The organism is Salinivibrio sp. AR640 (assembly GCF_001995405.1).
GTDB lineage: Bacteria > Pseudomonadota > Gammaproteobacteria > Enterobacterales > Vibrionaceae > Salinivibrio > Salinivibrio costicola.
In genome coordinates this window covers 1-14,714 of sequence record NZ_MUFD01000028.1, presented here as the reverse complement: position 1 = coordinate 14,714, position 14,714 = coordinate 1, and the positions used below count along the sequence as shown (strand labels likewise).

Sequence of the window (14,714 nt, the reverse complement as noted above, 5' to 3'; positions counted from 1 at the left end):
GAGGGTAACCATGGTTAGAAAAATTGGTGTTTTGACCAGTGGCGGTGATGCGCCAGGTATGAACGCAGCGATTCGCGGTGTGGTTCGCAGCGCATTGAGCGAAGGATTAGAAGTTTACGGTATTTATGACGGGTTTCTTGGCTTGCATCAAAACCGCATCGAACGCCTAAACCGAACAAGCGTATCTGACGTGATTAACCGCGGCGGAACCTTTTTAGGTTCAGCTCGCTTCCCCGAGTTTGCTGACGAAAAAGTACGTGAGCAAGCCATTCAAAATCTAAAAATGCACGGCATTGATGCGCTGGTGGTTATCGGTGGTGACGGGTCGTTCATGGGCGCGAAAAAACTGACTGAGATGGGCTATCCTTGTATTGGCCTGCCAGGCACCATTGATAACGACGTCGCCGGTACCGATTATACCATTGGCTATATGACCGCGATGAACACAGTGATCGACGCTATCGACCGTTTGCGTGACACCTCCTCGTCGCATCAGCGGATCTCTATTGTCGAAGTCATGGGGCGCCACTGTGGTGACTTGACCTTAATGGCGTCGATCGCTGGCGGCTGTGAATACATCATCACACCGGAAATTGGTCTTGATAAAGACAAGCTGCTTGCCAAAGTGAAAGAAGGCATTTACAAGGGTAAAAAGCACGCGATCATCGCGATTACAGAGCTAATGACCGATGCTAATGAACTGGCGAAGTTCATCGAAACCGAAACTGGCCGCGAAACACGTGCGACCATTTTGGGCCACATTCAGCGTGGCGGTCAGCCCGGTGCATTTGACCGTATCCTTGCTTCGCGCATGGGTGCCTATGCGGTCGACCTGCTGCAAAACGGCGAAGGCGGACGCTGTGTCGGGATTCAAAATGACAAAATGGTTCACCATGACATCATTGATGCCATTGAAAACATGAAGCGCCCATTCCGTGATGATCTTTACGAAGTGGCAGAAAAACTGTTCTAAGCCGCTCGCGATATTGCGCTGATTAGCGCATGGCGATCAAAAAAACGGAACTGTGCGGTTCCGTTTTTTTTGTGGAATGGCGTCAAAGCAGTTATATGCCGTCCCCCGAAATAAACGTTTTGTGTGAGCCGTTAAACTCTTGATCCATATCCAGTGAGGGCATGTGTGAACTCGGGCGCCCAACGATTTTAGCCGGCACGCCCGCCACCGTGGTGTGCGGCGGTACAGGGTTGAGCACCACAGAGCATGATCCAATTTTCGCGCCCTCGCCAATATCGATATTGCCAAGGATTTTCGCACCGGCGCCGATCATCACACCGGTCCGAATTTTCGGATGGCGATCACCGCCTTCTTTTCCGGTCCCGCCGAGAGTAACATCTTGCAAGATCGAAACATTATCTTCGATCACCGCCGTCTCACCGATCACGATCCCCGTGGCGTGGTCAAACATGATCCCACGTCCGATAGTGGCCGCCGGATGAACATCCACCTGACTGGTCACTGAAATTTGGTTTTGTAGGTACGTCGCTAACTCTTTGCGACCTTGGTGCCACAGCCAATTTGCCACACGGAAGCCTTGCAAGGCATGAAACCCTTTTAGGTACAGTAAGGGCGTGGAGTACAGTTCCACCGCAGGATCCCGCTCTACCGTGGCACAAATATCGCAGGCAGCCGATTCAGCCACCGACGCATCATTGGCATACACTTCTTCAATCACTTCTCGCACCGCCATCGACGGCATCGACGGCGTCGACAATTTATTGGCCAAAATATAGCTCAGGGCACTGGCGAGATTATCGTGCTTGATAATTGTGGCATGGTAAAAGCTGGCCAACATGGGCTCGCGCTCTGAGTGTTCGCGTGCTTCTGTTTTTACCGCTTGCCACACACGGTTCTGTTGGCATTCTTTTTTAGCCTGATTCACTGCCTTCATCCTTATCAAAAATCACCGGCAACTGGGACTTTCCCCTACCGTGCCAGTGTATAAAAAAAACGCGCGGTTCTCACCCCGCGCGCCTATTTATATGCTGATACACGTTGCCGTTATTCGGATTTTTTATCGCGGGCCAGCAAGTCTCGAGCAGCGTGATGCGCCAATTTACCCTGATATAAAACTTGATAAATTTGCTCCACAATCGGCATTTCAACCCCAGCGCGCTGCGCCAGTGCCCACACCTCTTTGGTATTGCGAAAGCCCTCAACCACTTGACCGATATTATCCTGCGCCGCTTGCACGCCTTCACCTTGGCCAAGCGCCAGCCCAAAGCGGCGATTACGCGATTGATTATCGGTGCAGGTTAAAACCAGATCACCTAAACCGGCCATGCCCATAAAGGTCTCTCGCGATGCGCCTAGCGCTTCACCCAAGCGCGTCATTTCCGCCAAGCCACGCGTAATCAGAGCCGTGCGCGCATTGGCGCCAAACCCGATACCATCAGAAATCCCAGCCCCAATCGCAATCACGTTTTTTACCGCGCCACCTAATTGCATGCCGATAAAATCATGATTGCCGTAAACGCGGAAACTCTGCTGGCAATGAATCGTCTCTTGCAAATCACGCACAAACTCAGGGTCAGGCGAGGAAACAGAAATCGCCGTCGGCATGCCAGCCGCCAGCTCTTTAGCGAAAGTGGGACCCGAGAGTACCGCCAGCGAGCGCGAATCACCCAGTTGTTCACGCGCGACTTCTTGCAACAGGCGTCCGGTTTCCGGTTCTAGCCCTTTTGTGGCCCAGCAAACGCGAGAATCCGCGCGTAAGTAGGGCCGGATTTGGCCGAGCACTTGACCAAAGACGTGGCTGGGCACCACCACCAATAAATCACGACTGGCATTCACCGCCACGGACAAATCGGCACAAAGCACCAGCGAGTCTGGAAAGGCGACGCCTGGTAAAAAAGCCTGGTTAGCACGGTCAATTTCCAACTGCGCAAGATGACGTGGATCGTGCCCCCATAACACAACGTTGGCACCATTTCTCGCCAGTGAGATCGCTAAGGCAGTGCCGTACGAGCCAGCGCCCAATACAACAATCGCGGCGTCTTGAGTGGGAGCAAGATCTGTCATAATGACCCCTTAGGCTTGCGCGTCTTCTTCTTTGCCAGATTTCGCGTCCGCCTGCTGTTGCAGGTAGTTCATGAACAAGGCATCAAAGTTTACCGGTGCAAGGTTAAGCTGTGGGAACGTCCCTTTAACGACCAAGCTAGAAATCGTCTCACGCGCGTAAGGGAAAAGAATATTCGGGCAAAAAGCGCCGAGGCAATGCGCTAATTGCGGCGCATCCATGCCGGTAACCGAGAAGATGCCGCCTTGTTGTACTTCGCACAAGAACGCACTGCTCTCTTGGTTTTTCACGGTCACGGTTAGACGCAGAACAACCTCGTAAATGCCTTCACCCAGCTCGCGGCTTTGCGTGTCTAAATCTAAGTTAACGTCAGGTGCCCAGTCTTGCTGAAAAACGTCAGGTGAATTTGGCGCCTCAAAAGACACGTCTTTAAGAAAAACGCGTTGGATGGCAAAGTTTTGCTCGGCTTGTTGGTTGTTTTCTGCTTCAGCCATGGTGGTTCGTCCTTTCTAACTAGTTGCTTATGTGCCGGGCACATTAAAAAATGCGAGCCACTGCGTCATGCAGTCGCTCGAGATTTGAGTGAGGGATCACTTTTTCTTTTTGCTTTTGCCTTTGCCGCTTTTGGCGCGGACCAGTGGCATTTTGGCATCGTTCCACGAGGTCAAGCCATCTTTGAGCACATACACAGACTCAAAACCCGCTTTGGCGAGTTGATTCGCACTGTCAGCCGCGGTTTGACCGGTCTTGCATACTACGATGATGGGGTCAGTTTTATGTTTTTCAAGTTCGCCAAATGAGTGCGATTTAATTTCACTGGGCAATACGTTGATTGCACCCGTGATATGGCCCGCACGAAACTCGTCATGACTGCGAATATCCACAAACACCCCATTTTCACGGTTGTTCAGGATCGCGGCATCGTTCGGAGCCACCACTTTGTAAGCGGCGGTTTTCTGTTTGATCAGCGACATCGACAGGGTGGCAGCTAAGCCAACCCAGACCAGTGTCAGAATCATGTTGTTGGAGACAAAATCGATATATTCCTGCATAACCTTTGCTCTATACTGCTTGTTTGTCCCGCGAGGCGAGAGTCCATCAAGGGGTGAAAATGGTGTCGAGTATAACCTGCTCGTCAGGGTTTTACAGCCTACCAAGACGAAATCGCGCGCTTGCTCACTCACGGTGATCGAATGATAAATTTTCGTTCCCCTCAATATGTTAAAAAGAAAGAAGGTTTCATCAATCGCAGACATCGAGTGAAGCCATTCGCGTATACCGACAATCTTCGCCATAATGAGGGGAGTCAAGGGTAGAAGGCAAGCCATGCAACCCTTGCTGGTTAACTTATCAGCTGGAATAATTGATCTTAGCCTACGTATCCTTGCGTAAAATGTTGTAAAATTACGCACACTGCACCACTGAGGCCTGATGCTAGCCTCAAATCTGGCATCAAGCCTCAGTGGCTGCTCCATGACATTCAATGTCAGTGGCATCCAATGTCAGTCTTTAGCTTGAATTAAGAGGACGTAATATGTCTGCGAAAAAACCACTTGCACTGGTGATTCTCGATGGCTGGGGCTATCGTGACCCACAAAGCGATAATGCCATCACCAATGCTAACACGCCGATTATCGACAGCCTGATGGCCGACAATAGCACCTTGATTTCAGCATCCGGTTTTGACGTTGGCCTGCCTGATGGGCAAATGGGTAACTCAGAAGTCGGTCACGTGAATATCGGTGCTGGCCGCGTGGTGTATCAAGAACTCACCCGTATCACCAAATCCATCGCCGATGGCGACTTTAACCAGACCCCCGCACTCACTGCCGCGGTCGATAAAGCCGTGGATAAAGGCAAAGCCGTTCATATCATGGGTCTGATGTCACCAGGTGGCGTTCATAGCCATGAAGACCACATTGCGGCCATGGTTGAGTTGGCCGCTGAGCGTGGTGCGGATCAAATCTATCTGCACGCCTTCTTGGATGGTCGTGATACGCCACCACGTAGCGCAAAAGCCTCACTTGAGCGTTTTGACGCCCTTTTTGCCAAGCTAGGCAAAGGACGTACGGCCTCACTGGTGGGTCGCTACTACGCGATGGACCGCGACAACAACTGGGATCGTGTAGAGCGAGCTTACGATTTGTTGACCTTGGCGCAAGGCGAGCATAGCGCAACGAGCGCGGTTGAAGGCCTCGAAGCGGCGTATGCGCGTGAAGAAAATGACGAGTTTGTCGCCCCAACGGAAATCTTCCGTGAGGGTGACAACAAAGCGACCATCAACGACGGCGACGCAGTTATTTTCATGAACTTCCGTGCCGACCGGGCGCGCGAAATGACTCGTGCCTTTATGCCTGAGTTTGATGGGTTTGCGCGTAAGAAGTATGCCGAACTGTCCGACTTTGTCATGCTGACCGAATACGCAGCCGATATCGATACGACGGTGGCTTTCCCACCGACAAGCCTGTCAAACACCTTGGGTGAATGGCTATCGAAAACCGGTAAAACCCAGCTACGTATTTCAGAAACTGAGAAATACGCGCACGTCACTTTCTTCTTCAACGGTGGTATGGAAACCGTATTTGAAGGCGAAGAGCGCTCTTTGGTGGCGTCACCCAAAGTGGCCACTTACGATCTACAACCCGAAATGAGCTCTGAAGAGCTAACGGATAAACTGGTTGATGCGATTAAGTCCGGCAAGTTCGATATGATCATCTGTAACTACCCGAACGGTGATATGGTAGGTCATACGGGCGTCTACGAGGCTGCTGTCCAAGCGTGTGAAGCTGTCGATGGCTGTATCGGTCGCGTGCTAGAAGCGATTAAAGAAGTGGACGGTCAAATGCTGATCACCGCCGACCACGGTAACGCTGAAATGATGGTTAACGAGGAAACGGGCGGTGCATATACCGCACACACCAACTTACCAGTCCCACTGATGTATGTCGGTAGCAAACCAGTGACCTTGAAAGAAGGCGGTAAGCTGTCTGATCTGGCACCGACCATGTTGGCATTGTCCGATATGCCGATTCCTGAAGAGATGACTGGCAAGCCTCTGTTCGATCTGAAATAATCTCCCCATGCGGGAGAAACGAACACGCCTAGGTCAAACCCTCCGCGCCAGTGCATTATGCACTGGCGTTTTTCTGTGTCTATTCACAGGGTCTGTGCACGCTAACTCACAACTTGAGGGCGTGAGCGATGAGATTGCCCGCCAACAATCACAGCTGGCCGCGCACAATAAAAAACTCAATGCACTTCAGCGCGACTTAAAAGCGCAATCTAAACGGATTGACACCTTGTCCAGGCGCATCCGCCAAGCGCAAGCTAGCCTGCAAGAAACAGATACCGACATTACCCAGCTGACGCAACAACAAGCGCGATTAAAGCAGGAAATGATCGCCCAACAAGCCCAACTGGGCGAGCTTATCGATGCGCAATATCGTCAAGGCAAACACGATCAACTCAAACGACTGCTCAGCCAAGAATCACCAGCCACCCTTGACCGGTTAACGCGCTACGCCGAAATCGTTGCAGGCACAATGCAGCAGACGATTGAGTCACTCGCCGCTACCCGTACCGATTATCAGCTCACCGCTCACCAGCTCAAACAGCAGCGGGACAAACAAACGCAGCTCGTGGCTGAGTTAACCGATAAAAAGCGTGAGCTTGAGACTGAGCAAAACGCACAAAGCCAAACGGCGAAACAAATTCGTGCCAAGATTGCCAGTGACAGCGCATATTTAGCCGAGCTCAAAGCTAATAAGCAGCGCTTGCAAGAACAAATCGCCGAGGCGGCACGACGCGCGCAGGTCAATATGGCAGGCATTAGTGACGCCAAAGGAAAACTCACTTGGCCGGCCCAAGGTAAACTCCTTCACCGCTTTGGCGAGCGCCAATCCGGCGAAGTGACTTGGAATGGCATCGTGATTGATGCCAAGCGTGGCACGGAAGTGAAAGCGGCGCATGCAGGAAAAGTGGTGCTATCCAGTTGGCTACGTGGCTACGGGCTATTGATTGCCGTCGATCATGGCAAGGGGGATATGAGCTTGTACGGCTATAATCAAGCATTACTCAAAGACGTCGGCGACACAGTGACCGCCGGTGAACCGATTGCCTTAGTTGGCGACAGTGGCGGACAATCAACACCATCGCTATATTTCGAGATTCGTCGTAAAGGCAATACTACTAACCCAGTTCCTTGGTTGGATTAAAAACGCCCACCCCATGGGTGAGCGCTGTCAATATTGCCAAGCGCCTGGTGAGCCTTCAATCACCCGGTCATATGGCGTTATGGGTCTCTTACATTAGCCCTGCCAGTCGAGGATCACCTTGCCAGACTGCCCTGAGCACATCATCTCAAAGCCTTCTTGAAAGTCATCCACGTGGTAATGGTGGGTAATGATGGGGGTTAAATCCAACCCTGATTGAATCAAGGAGGCCATCTTGTACCAAGTCTCAAACATTTCGCGACCATAGATACCTTTGATTACCAAGCCTTTAAAGATCACTTGGTTCCAATCAATGCCCATATCGCTCGGTGGGATCCCGAGTAAAGCAATATTGCCGCCATGGTTCATGGCTGACAGCATGCTATTAAAAGCGGCAGGGACGCCCGACATTTCCATGCCAACGTCAAAGCCTTCCGTCATTCCAAGCTCTTCCATCACCGATTCTATCGAGGTCTCGGCGACGTTTACCGCCCGAGTCACGCCCATTTTGCGGGCAAGCTCAAGGCGATACTCGTTCACATCAGTGATCACCACATGTCTTGCGCCCACATGACGCGCAACCGCCGCAGCCATAATACCAATCGGGCCGGCTCCTGTGATTAGCACGTCTTCGCCGACCAGATCAAACGATAACGCGGTGTGCACCGCATTGCCAAATGGGTCAAAGATCGAGGCTAAATCGTCCGAAATTTCCGCTGGAATTTTGAAGGCATTAAACGCTGGGATCACTAAATATTCCGCAAATGCGCCAGGACGATTGACCCCGACCCCTTCGGTATTACGGCAAAGGTGGGTGCGTCCGCCGCGGCAATTACGGCAGTGACCACAAGTAATGTGGCCTTCTCCGGAGACGCGATCACCGATGGCGAAACCTTTGACTTCTTGTCCAATCCCAACCACTTCACCCACATATTCGTGACCGACTACCATGGGAACCGGAATGGTGTTTTGCGACCACTCATCCCACTTGTAAATATGAACGTCGGTACCGCAGATGGCGGTTTTGCGGATTTTGATCAGTAGATCGTTATGCCCAAGCTCAGGCAGCGCCGCCTCCGTCATCCAAATACCGGGCTCGGCTTTTAGCTTCGCCAGGGCTTTCATGCTTGTTTGTGTCATACGATTACCCAATCAGTTGCATTTCTTTACCGACTTTGATGAAAGCATCAATCGCGCGGTCCAGTTGCTCACGCGTGTGTGCGGCTGACATTTGAGTGCGAATACGTGCTTGCCCTTTCGGCACCACAGGATAAGAGAAGCCCACCACATAGACGCCTTCTTGCATCATACGTTCGGCAAACTCACTCGCGACTTTGGCATCTCCCAGCATCACCGGAATAATGGCATGATCCGCGCCTGCTAGCGTGAAACCTGCCTCAGTCATGCGAGCTCGGAAATGTGCGCTGTTATCCCATAGCTGTGCGCGCAAATGGTCACTTTCCGCCAGCATATCGAGCACGCGAATAGAGGCCGACACAATCGCCGGTGCCAGTGAATTCGAGAACAGATAAGGGCGTGAACGTTGACGCAGCCAATCGATCACTTCTTTTTTACCCGATGTATAGCCACCCGAGGCTCCCCCCATGGCTTTACCCAAGGTCCCAGTGATGATATCAACGCGGTCCATGACTTGGTGGTATTCGTGGGTACCACGGCCATGATCGCCCATAAAGCCCACAGCGTGGGAGTCATCCACCATCACCAGCGCGCCATACTGCTCAGCCAGATCGCACACCGCGGGCAAGTTAGCGACCACGCCATCCATCGAGAAAACGCCGTCGGTGACAATCAAGATATTCGCCACATTGGCTGCTTTCGCGGCTTTAAGTTGGGCTTCCAGCTCGTCCATATCGTTGTTGGCGTAACGGAACCGCTTCGCTTTACATAAACGCACCCCATCAATGATCGATGCATGGTTCAACGCATCTGAGACAATGGCATCATCAGGCCCCAGGATAGTTTCAAACAAGCCGGTATTCGCATCAAAGCATGACGAATACAAAATCGTATCTTCCATGCCCAAAAAGTCAGAGAGTTTGGCCTCAAGGGTTTTATGGGCGTCTTGCGTGCCACAAATAAAGCGCACTGACGCCATACCAAAGCCGTGCTCATCCATCCCCGCTTTGGCAGCCTCAACCAAGGCAGGATGATTGGCTAACCCTAGATAGTTATTCGCGCAGAAATTGAGCACCTGTTGCTCATGATTAACGGCCACACTGGCCGATTGCGGGGAAGTAATAAGGCGTTCACTTTTGTACAAGCCATCAGCTTTTACTTGCTCAAGCTGATGACGCATTTGCTGATAGAAGGCAGCCGTCATCGCAATCTCCATGCTGGTGATGATTACTTTTGGAAGGCCGCCGCACAGTTTCTGTACGGCGAATGATTGGCTGCTATCATGGCACGTTCATTAGGTTTGTGCCAATAACCCGCACGAGACAGTGATTCATATCGTGTATTCCGCTTTAGGCTGGCGGAATATCGCGCAAAACACAATAAACGACGTTGGACCGGTTAGTTTAAGGTATCCAGTGCGCGTATATCTTGGCGAACCAATTGCTGCTGATAGTGGTCCATTAATGCAGCGATAGCGGTTTGCCCTTGCGAGGAAGTCAGCGGATGTAGCAACGCCAACATCTGTAAAACGCCTTTGTAGATCACACCGGCATGAATATGTGTTTGTGGCGCTTGCGCACTTTGGTAGAAAATCCAGCTTGACGCGACCTGCTTCAAGGTTTCGCCCACGGCAGCCAACCCACTCTCACTCAGATTCAACCACCCCGCATGGCTGTAATGCTGCAAAATAGTCATCAGGTTGGTTTGAAGCTGTTGTTGTGCATCGAGGTACTTATGCTGTAGCGCTTCATCGCGACGCAGAATATCGGGCAGATTGGCGTAAAAAAAGCGGTAGCGCCACATCAAACTGAACGTTGCATCGAGATAATGTTGCAACAGCGCTTGGGTATCTTCTTGAGGCTGACTAGGATCAAACGCAAGGGCGAGATCTTGCGCGTATTGATCAAAAATGCTGTGTATAATCGCCTCTTTATTACGAAAGTGGTAATAAAGGTTTCCCGGGCTTATCCCAAGATCAGCCGCAATATGATTCGTGGTAATATTTGGCTCACCGTGTTGATTGAATAAAGCCAGTGCAGCATGGATAATTCGGTCTTGGGTTTTCATGTATGGTTCAGTCCTCTGCCCGGTTGATGCGTAACCATACTATCACAGTCAACAATAATGGCGACGGCGTCTGTCGCCTGCAACGATGAATTAGGTAACGATATGATTTTTGTGACTGGTGGTGCCGGCATGATCGGTAGCAACTTAGTAAAAGCACTTAACGAGCAAGGCTATCGTGACATCGTTGTCGTCGATAACCTTAAAGACGGCACCAAATTCGTTAACCTGGTTGATTTGGATATTGCTGATTACATGGATAAGGAAGACTTTCTTACCCAAATCATGGCCGGTGAGAACTTCGGGCCTATCGAAGCGATTTTCCACCAAGGTGCTTGCTCAGCGACCACCGAGTGGGACGGCAAGTACATGATGCTCAATAACTATGAATATTCTAAAGAGCTATTGCATTACTGCATTGACCGTGACATTCCGTTTTTATACGCCTCGTCAGCGGCTACTTATGGCGGCCGCGACAGTGACTTCATTGAAGCGCCAGAGTATGAAGGCGCGCTGAATGTTTACGGCTACTCGAAGCAGCAGTTTGATAATTATGTCCGTCGCGTGCAAGACGATGCCAAGGCGCACGGTGAAACACTGCCACCGATCACCGGTTTTCGTTACTTCAACGTTTACGGCCCTCGTGAGCAGCACAAAGGCAGCATGGCGTCCGTTGCTTACCACCTGAACCAGCAAATCTTAAACGGTGAAAACCCGAAGCTGTTTGAAGGCAGTGACACCTTTAAGCGTGATTTCGTCTATGTTGGCGACGTGTGTCAAATGAATATCTGGTTCTGGCAGCAACAAATCTCCGGCATTTTTAACTGTGGTACTGGCCGTGCCGAACCGTTTAGCGCCGTCGCCAACGCTGTCATCGCGTTTCACGGTCAAGGGGAAATTGAAGAGGTGCCGTTCCCCGATCACTTAAAAGGCCGCTATCAAGCTTACACGCAGGCCGATTTGACCAAGGTTCGTGAAGCCGGATATACCGCTTCCTTTAAGACTGTGGCTGAAGGTGTTGCCGCCTATCTGGCTGAAATCAATCGCTAATATAATGATGTTTACGCCAAGCCGTGACGCTTGGCGTATGAGAAAATCGAATAATGACAAAACAGCGACCCGATTACGATCCAAATGCCTATAACCCCGAATTTTCGCGTGCCTTCCTCGCACCGAAATATTGGGGCACCTGGCTAATGTTATTGGCTGCCTTGCCAATCTGTTTGTTGGTGCCTGCACGAGCAAAGTATCGCTTTGCCCAATGGGTGGCACGCAAGCTGGTGAAAAAGAAAAAAGGCACGATTTTGAATGCATGGCTCAACCTTGAAGCCTGCTTTCCAGAGCAATCTAAGCAAGCACGCGAAGCGATCTTGGTCGAGACGCTAACAACCGCAGGAGCGTTTTTACTCAGTTTTCCACTGATTACGTTACGTGGTCGTCAGTGGTTTCAACAGCACTGTGATGTCATTGGCATGGAGCATATTACCCGCCACACCGATCATGGTGAGCCGGTGATCTTGTTTGTGCCCCATACCTGGGCGATTGATGCGGCGGCGATTTTATTTGCCTCACAGGGCTTACCTGTCGCTGCCTTCTCAAAACGACAAAAAAACGGTCTCCTCGACTGGCTGATGCACCGTCAACGAGTACAATATGGTGGTAACTGCTACGAACGAGAAGCAGGGATTAAACCTTTTATTCGTGCGGTTAAACGAGGCTTCTTAGGCTATTACCTGCCCGATGAAGATATGCGTGATGAAAGCAGTGAGTTTGTTCCTTTTTTCTCAACAACCAAGGCGACATTGCCAAGTCTCGGCAAGTTGAGCAAAGTCACGCGTTCACATATCGTGCCTGTGCTATCTGGCTTTGATGCCAAAACCGGCCGGTTTGTCATAACCATCCATCCAGCATTCAGCGAGTTTCCAACCGGTGATAGCAAAACGGACGCCCACATGATGAACCAACACATCGAAACCATGCTCGAAGGTCAATACGATCAATACATGTGGATCCTACAGCTGCTCCGCACACGCGAAGACGGCCGCAATATCTACCAAGAGGCAAAAAGGAAACGGGCATCATGACACGAGTACTCGTCATTGGCCCGTCTTGGGTCGGCGATATGGTGATGTCGCAATCACTGTATAAAGCCATCAAACAACAACACCCTGACGCCACCATTGACGTGATGGCGCCTGGATGGTGCGCCCCTATTTTGGCGCGTATGCCAGAAGTTAATCGCAGTATCGACATGCCACTGGGTCATGGAGAATTTGCACTCGGTAAGCGCTACCAATTGGGTAAACGCTTAGCAAAACACGGCTATGACCATGCTTATGTATTGCCTAATTCCGCCAAATCGGCGCTGATCCCTTGGTTTGCTGGGATCCCAACACGTACCGGTTGGAAAGGTGAAATGCGTTATGGTTTGCTCAACGACCTGCGGCCCAATAAAAAAGCGTTTCAATATATGGTTGAGCGCTATGTTGCCCTGGCACACCCGCGCGCCACGATGCAAAGTTCGGTCTCACTCGGCGGCTTTGAAGGCCTACCAAAACCTGAATTAACCATTGATCCTGACGCACAAGCGGCTGTGATCACTAAGCTGGGCTTAAACCAAGATAGACCCATCGTGGGTCTTTGCCCGGGTGCCGAGTTCGGCCCAGCCAAAAAGTGGCCTGAGCAACACTATGCCGAGGTCGCTCGCCAGATGCATGCTAAGGGGTTTCAAGTTTGGCTGTTTGGCTCAGCCAAAGATATCGACACCTGTGAAAAAATTGCCGCTCTTGCCGACAACGCACCGAATATTCATGTGTTAGCGGGTAAAACCAATTTAATTGAGGCTGTTGATCTATTAGGCGCTTGCCAAACCGTCGTCAGTAATGACTCCGGCTTGATGCACATCGCCGCGGCGGTCAACTGCCAGGTCATTGCCATTTATGGCTCAACGTCCCCCGATTACACGCCGCCTTTAACCAGTAAGGTCGACATTGTGCATACAGATATTGAATGTCGCCCCTGCTTTCAACGCGAATGTCCACTTGGGCATTTGAAGTGTTTAAAGGATTTGGACCCTAGCCGCGTTATAAAGAAAATTCATATAATGGGTCGTTATCAAGAACATGCCGACTAGACGTTAAGCTGTAGGCTTAAGCTATACTAAATTTTATTTCTACGAGATTTGAGTTGAAAAGTCATGAATATATTAATGGTTTGCAAGGGAGTTTTGCCGCCAGTTACCTATGGTGGAACCGAGCGTGTTGTTTGGGGCCTAGTAAAAGCACTTCATCAACTCGGCCACAATGTATTCATCCTTAATCCAAACAAAGTTGAGTGCGGTGATTTCGCTAAGTCTATAAGACAGAATCTGAATATCCCGATAGATGAACAAATCCCACCTGGCATTGACATTGTCCATTTCCATACTGGGGGTCAGACAAAAACAAAACCTTTCGTAGTTACACAGCATGGGAACAACTTAGTTTCAGAAAATACAAAGCCTAATACGATTTTTGTTTCAGAAAGACACGCTATAAACCATGGATGTAATAGCTACGTTTATAATGGTTTAGATTGGAGCGACTATAACGAACCAAACCTAAAAGGCATCAGAAAGGGAGGACGTTATCATTTTCTCGGAAAAGCCGCATGGAAAGTAAAAAATGTTAAAGGCGCTATAGCCATCACCAAAAAATCTCAAACGAAGCTCGATGTGCTCGGAGGCACTAGAATTAATTTCAAAATGGGGTTTAGATTTACTTTTAATCGTCATGTCAAATTTCATGGCATGGTTAATAATGCAAAGAAATGCAACATCCTTCAGAATTCAAATGGCCTTATTTTCCCTATCACTTGGGAAGAACCTTTTGGCTTAGCCGTAATAGAAAGTTTATTTATGGGCACCCCTGTTTTTGCAACACCTTATGGCTCATTGCCTGAATTAGTGAGCAATCCTGATTTAGGCATACTTTCTAATGTCGAAGACGAGTTAGCTGATGCAATTAAATATAATAGCTATTTACCTTATCGTTGCCACGAATATGCTAGAGAGTATTTTGATCACTTATCTATGGCCAAAGAATATATTAAATATTACGAAAGGGCTATCAGTGGACAAAGATTAAATTCCGTGTCGACCCAAAAAAATAATAGACTAAAAAATCTTCCATATCACAAAAACTAGGACAATAATCTCAAAAACTAATAACACAAAAGGAGATTGAGTCATGAAAGCACTATACTATATTGAAAACTTCCTCATTAACAC

Annotated in this window: 14 protein-coding genes; 7 read left to right on the top strand and 7 right to left on the bottom strand. The window is 49.9% G+C overall.

Going from position 1 to position 14,714, the window contains the following annotated elements:
- Nucleotides 1-10: 10 nt before the first annotated feature.
- Complete coding sequence (gene pfkA / locus BZG75_RS12870) at nt 11-973, top strand: 6-phosphofructokinase (protein WP_025744227.1); 963 nt, start codon at nt 11-13, stop codon at nt 971-973.
- 91 nt (nt 974-1,064) lie between these two features.
- Here the strand turns inward: pfkA and cysE are convergent, their stop codons facing one another.
- The 4 genes from cysE to BZG75_RS12850 form a co-directional block, all read right to left on the bottom strand.
- Nucleotides 1,065-1,898 carry a serine O-acetyltransferase gene (gene cysE, locus BZG75_RS12865; RefSeq protein WP_236719494.1) on the bottom strand — a complete coding sequence of 278 codons (834 nt, stop codon included), beginning with the start codon at nt 1,896-1,898 and terminating at the stop codon, nt 1,065-1,067.
- A gap of 119 nt (nt 1,899-2,017) precedes the next feature.
- Nucleotides 2,018-3,037 carry an NAD(P)H-dependent glycerol-3-phosphate dehydrogenase gene (gene gpsA / locus BZG75_RS12860; protein ID WP_025744225.1) on the bottom strand — a complete coding sequence of 340 codons (1,020 nt, stop codon included), beginning with the start codon at nt 3,035-3,037 and terminating at the stop codon, nt 2,018-2,020.
- Nucleotides 3,038-3,046: 9 nt separating this feature from the next.
- Nucleotides 3,047-3,529, bottom strand: coding sequence for a protein-export chaperone SecB (gene secB / locus BZG75_RS12855; protein ID WP_077461519.1), 483 nt, complete (start codon nt 3,527-3,529; stop codon nt 3,047-3,049).
- A 96-nt stretch (nt 3,530-3,625) separates the two neighbouring features.
- The gene (locus BZG75_RS12850) at nt 3,626-4,087 is read right to left on the bottom strand and encodes a rhodanese-like domain-containing protein (protein WP_077461518.1); all 462 of its coding nucleotides are present in this window, start codon (nt 4,085-4,087) and stop codon (nt 3,626-3,628) included.
- 482 nt (nt 4,088-4,569) lie between these two features.
- Here BZG75_RS12850 and gpmM point away from each other — a divergent pair, with 482 nt between their 5' ends.
- Both gpmM and BZG75_RS12840 read left to right on the top strand, forming a co-directional pair.
- Nucleotides 4,570-6,108 carry a 2,3-bisphosphoglycerate-independent phosphoglycerate mutase gene (gpmM, locus tag BZG75_RS12845; RefSeq protein WP_025744222.1) on the top strand — a complete coding sequence of 513 codons (1,539 nt, stop codon included), beginning with the start codon at nt 4,570-4,572 and terminating at the stop codon, nt 6,106-6,108.
- 94 nt (nt 6,109-6,202) lie between these two features.
- Nucleotides 6,203-7,249, top strand: a complete 1,047-nt coding sequence (locus BZG75_RS12840) for a murein hydrolase activator EnvC family protein (protein WP_242413606.1) — start codon at nt 6,203-6,205, stop codon at nt 7,247-7,249.
- 93 nt (nt 7,250-7,342) lie between these two features.
- Here BZG75_RS12840 and tdh read toward each other — a convergent pair whose 3' ends face one another.
- The 3 genes from tdh to BZG75_RS12825 all read right to left on the bottom strand — a co-directional run bounded on the left by tdh (nt 7,343) and on the right by BZG75_RS12825 (nt 10,450).
- The gene (gene tdh, locus BZG75_RS12835) at nt 7,343-8,371 is read right to left on the bottom strand and encodes an L-threonine 3-dehydrogenase (RefSeq protein WP_077461581.1); all 1,029 of its coding nucleotides are present in this window, start codon (nt 8,369-8,371) and stop codon (nt 7,343-7,345) included.
- Nucleotides 8,372-8,390: 19 nt separating this feature from the next.
- Complete coding sequence (locus tag BZG75_RS12830; RefSeq protein ID WP_077461516.1) at nt 8,391-9,587, bottom strand: glycine C-acetyltransferase; 1,197 nt, start codon at nt 9,585-9,587, stop codon at nt 8,391-8,393.
- Nucleotides 9,588-9,781: 194 nt separating this feature from the next.
- Nucleotides 9,782-10,450: a TetR/AcrR family transcriptional regulator gene (locus BZG75_RS12825; protein ID WP_077461515.1), complete on the bottom strand. Its 669-nt coding sequence runs from the start codon at nt 10,448-10,450 to the stop codon at nt 9,782-9,784.
- A 102-nt stretch (nt 10,451-10,552) separates the two neighbouring features.
- Between BZG75_RS12825 and rfaD the strand changes: the two genes are divergently transcribed.
- From rfaD to BZG75_RS12805, 4 genes are all read left to right on the top strand, one after another.
- Nucleotides 10,553-11,497 carry an ADP-glyceromanno-heptose 6-epimerase gene (gene rfaD / locus BZG75_RS12820; protein ID WP_077461580.1) on the top strand — a complete coding sequence of 315 codons (945 nt, stop codon included), beginning with the start codon at nt 10,553-10,555 and terminating at the stop codon, nt 11,495-11,497.
- Nucleotides 11,498-11,550: 53 nt separating this feature from the next.
- Nucleotides 11,551-12,531: a lauroyl-Kdo(2)-lipid IV(A) myristoyltransferase gene (gene lpxM / locus BZG75_RS12815; RefSeq protein WP_077461514.1), complete on the top strand. Its 981-nt coding sequence runs from the start codon at nt 11,551-11,553 to the stop codon at nt 12,529-12,531.
- Nucleotides 12,528-13,580: a lipopolysaccharide heptosyltransferase II gene (gene waaF / locus BZG75_RS12810; RefSeq protein WP_077577208.1), complete on the top strand. Its 1,053-nt coding sequence runs from the start codon at nt 12,528-12,530 to the stop codon at nt 13,578-13,580. Before lpxM ends, waaF begins: the two co-directional genes overlap by 4 nt.
- 63 nt (nt 13,581-13,643) lie before the next feature.
- Entirely contained in the window at nt 13,644-14,630 is a 987-nt protein-coding gene (locus tag BZG75_RS12805) for a glycosyltransferase (protein ID WP_077577207.1), read from the top strand.
- Nucleotides 14,631-14,714: the final 84 nt, after the last annotated feature.

Bases quoted from the DNA above. Each gene is read 5' to 3' on its own strand.
- pfkA (WP_025744227.1), top strand. From the start codon at position 11: ATGGTTAGAAAAATTGGTGTTTTGACCAGTGGCGGTGATGCGCCAGGT.
- gpsA (WP_025744225.1), bottom strand. From the start codon at position 3,037: ATGACAGATCTTGCTCCCACTCAAGACGCCGCGATTGTTGTATTGGGC.
- secB (WP_077461519.1), bottom strand. From the start codon at position 3,529: ATGGCTGAAGCAGAAAACAACCAACAAGCCGAGCAAAACTTTGCCATC.
- BZG75_RS12850 (WP_077461518.1), bottom strand. From the start codon at position 4,087: ATGCAGGAATATATCGATTTTGTCTCCAACAACATGATTCTGACACTG.
- gpmM (WP_025744222.1), top strand. From the start codon at position 4,570: ATGTCTGCGAAAAAACCACTTGCACTGGTGATTCTCGATGGCTGGGGC.
- tdh (WP_077461581.1), bottom strand. From the start codon at position 8,371: ATGAAAGCCCTGGCGAAGCTAAAAGCCGAGCCCGGTATTTGGATGACG.
- BZG75_RS12830 (WP_077461516.1), bottom strand. From the start codon at position 9,587: ATGACGGCTGCCTTCTATCAGCAAATGCGTCATCAGCTTGAGCAAGTA.
- BZG75_RS12825 (WP_077461515.1), bottom strand. From the start codon at position 10,450: ATGAAAACCCAAGACCGAATTATCCATGCTGCACTGGCTTTATTCAAT.
- rfaD (WP_077461580.1), top strand. From the start codon at position 10,553: ATGATTTTTGTGACTGGTGGTGCCGGCATGATCGGTAGCAACTTAGTA.
- lpxM (WP_077461514.1), top strand. From the start codon at position 11,551: ATGACAAAACAGCGACCCGATTACGATCCAAATGCCTATAACCCCGAA.
- waaF (WP_077577208.1), top strand. From the start codon at position 12,528: ATGACACGAGTACTCGTCATTGGCCCGTCTTGGGTCGGCGATATGGTG.
- BZG75_RS12805 (WP_077577207.1), top strand. From the start codon at position 13,644: ATGAATATATTAATGGTTTGCAAGGGAGTTTTGCCGCCAGTTACCTAT.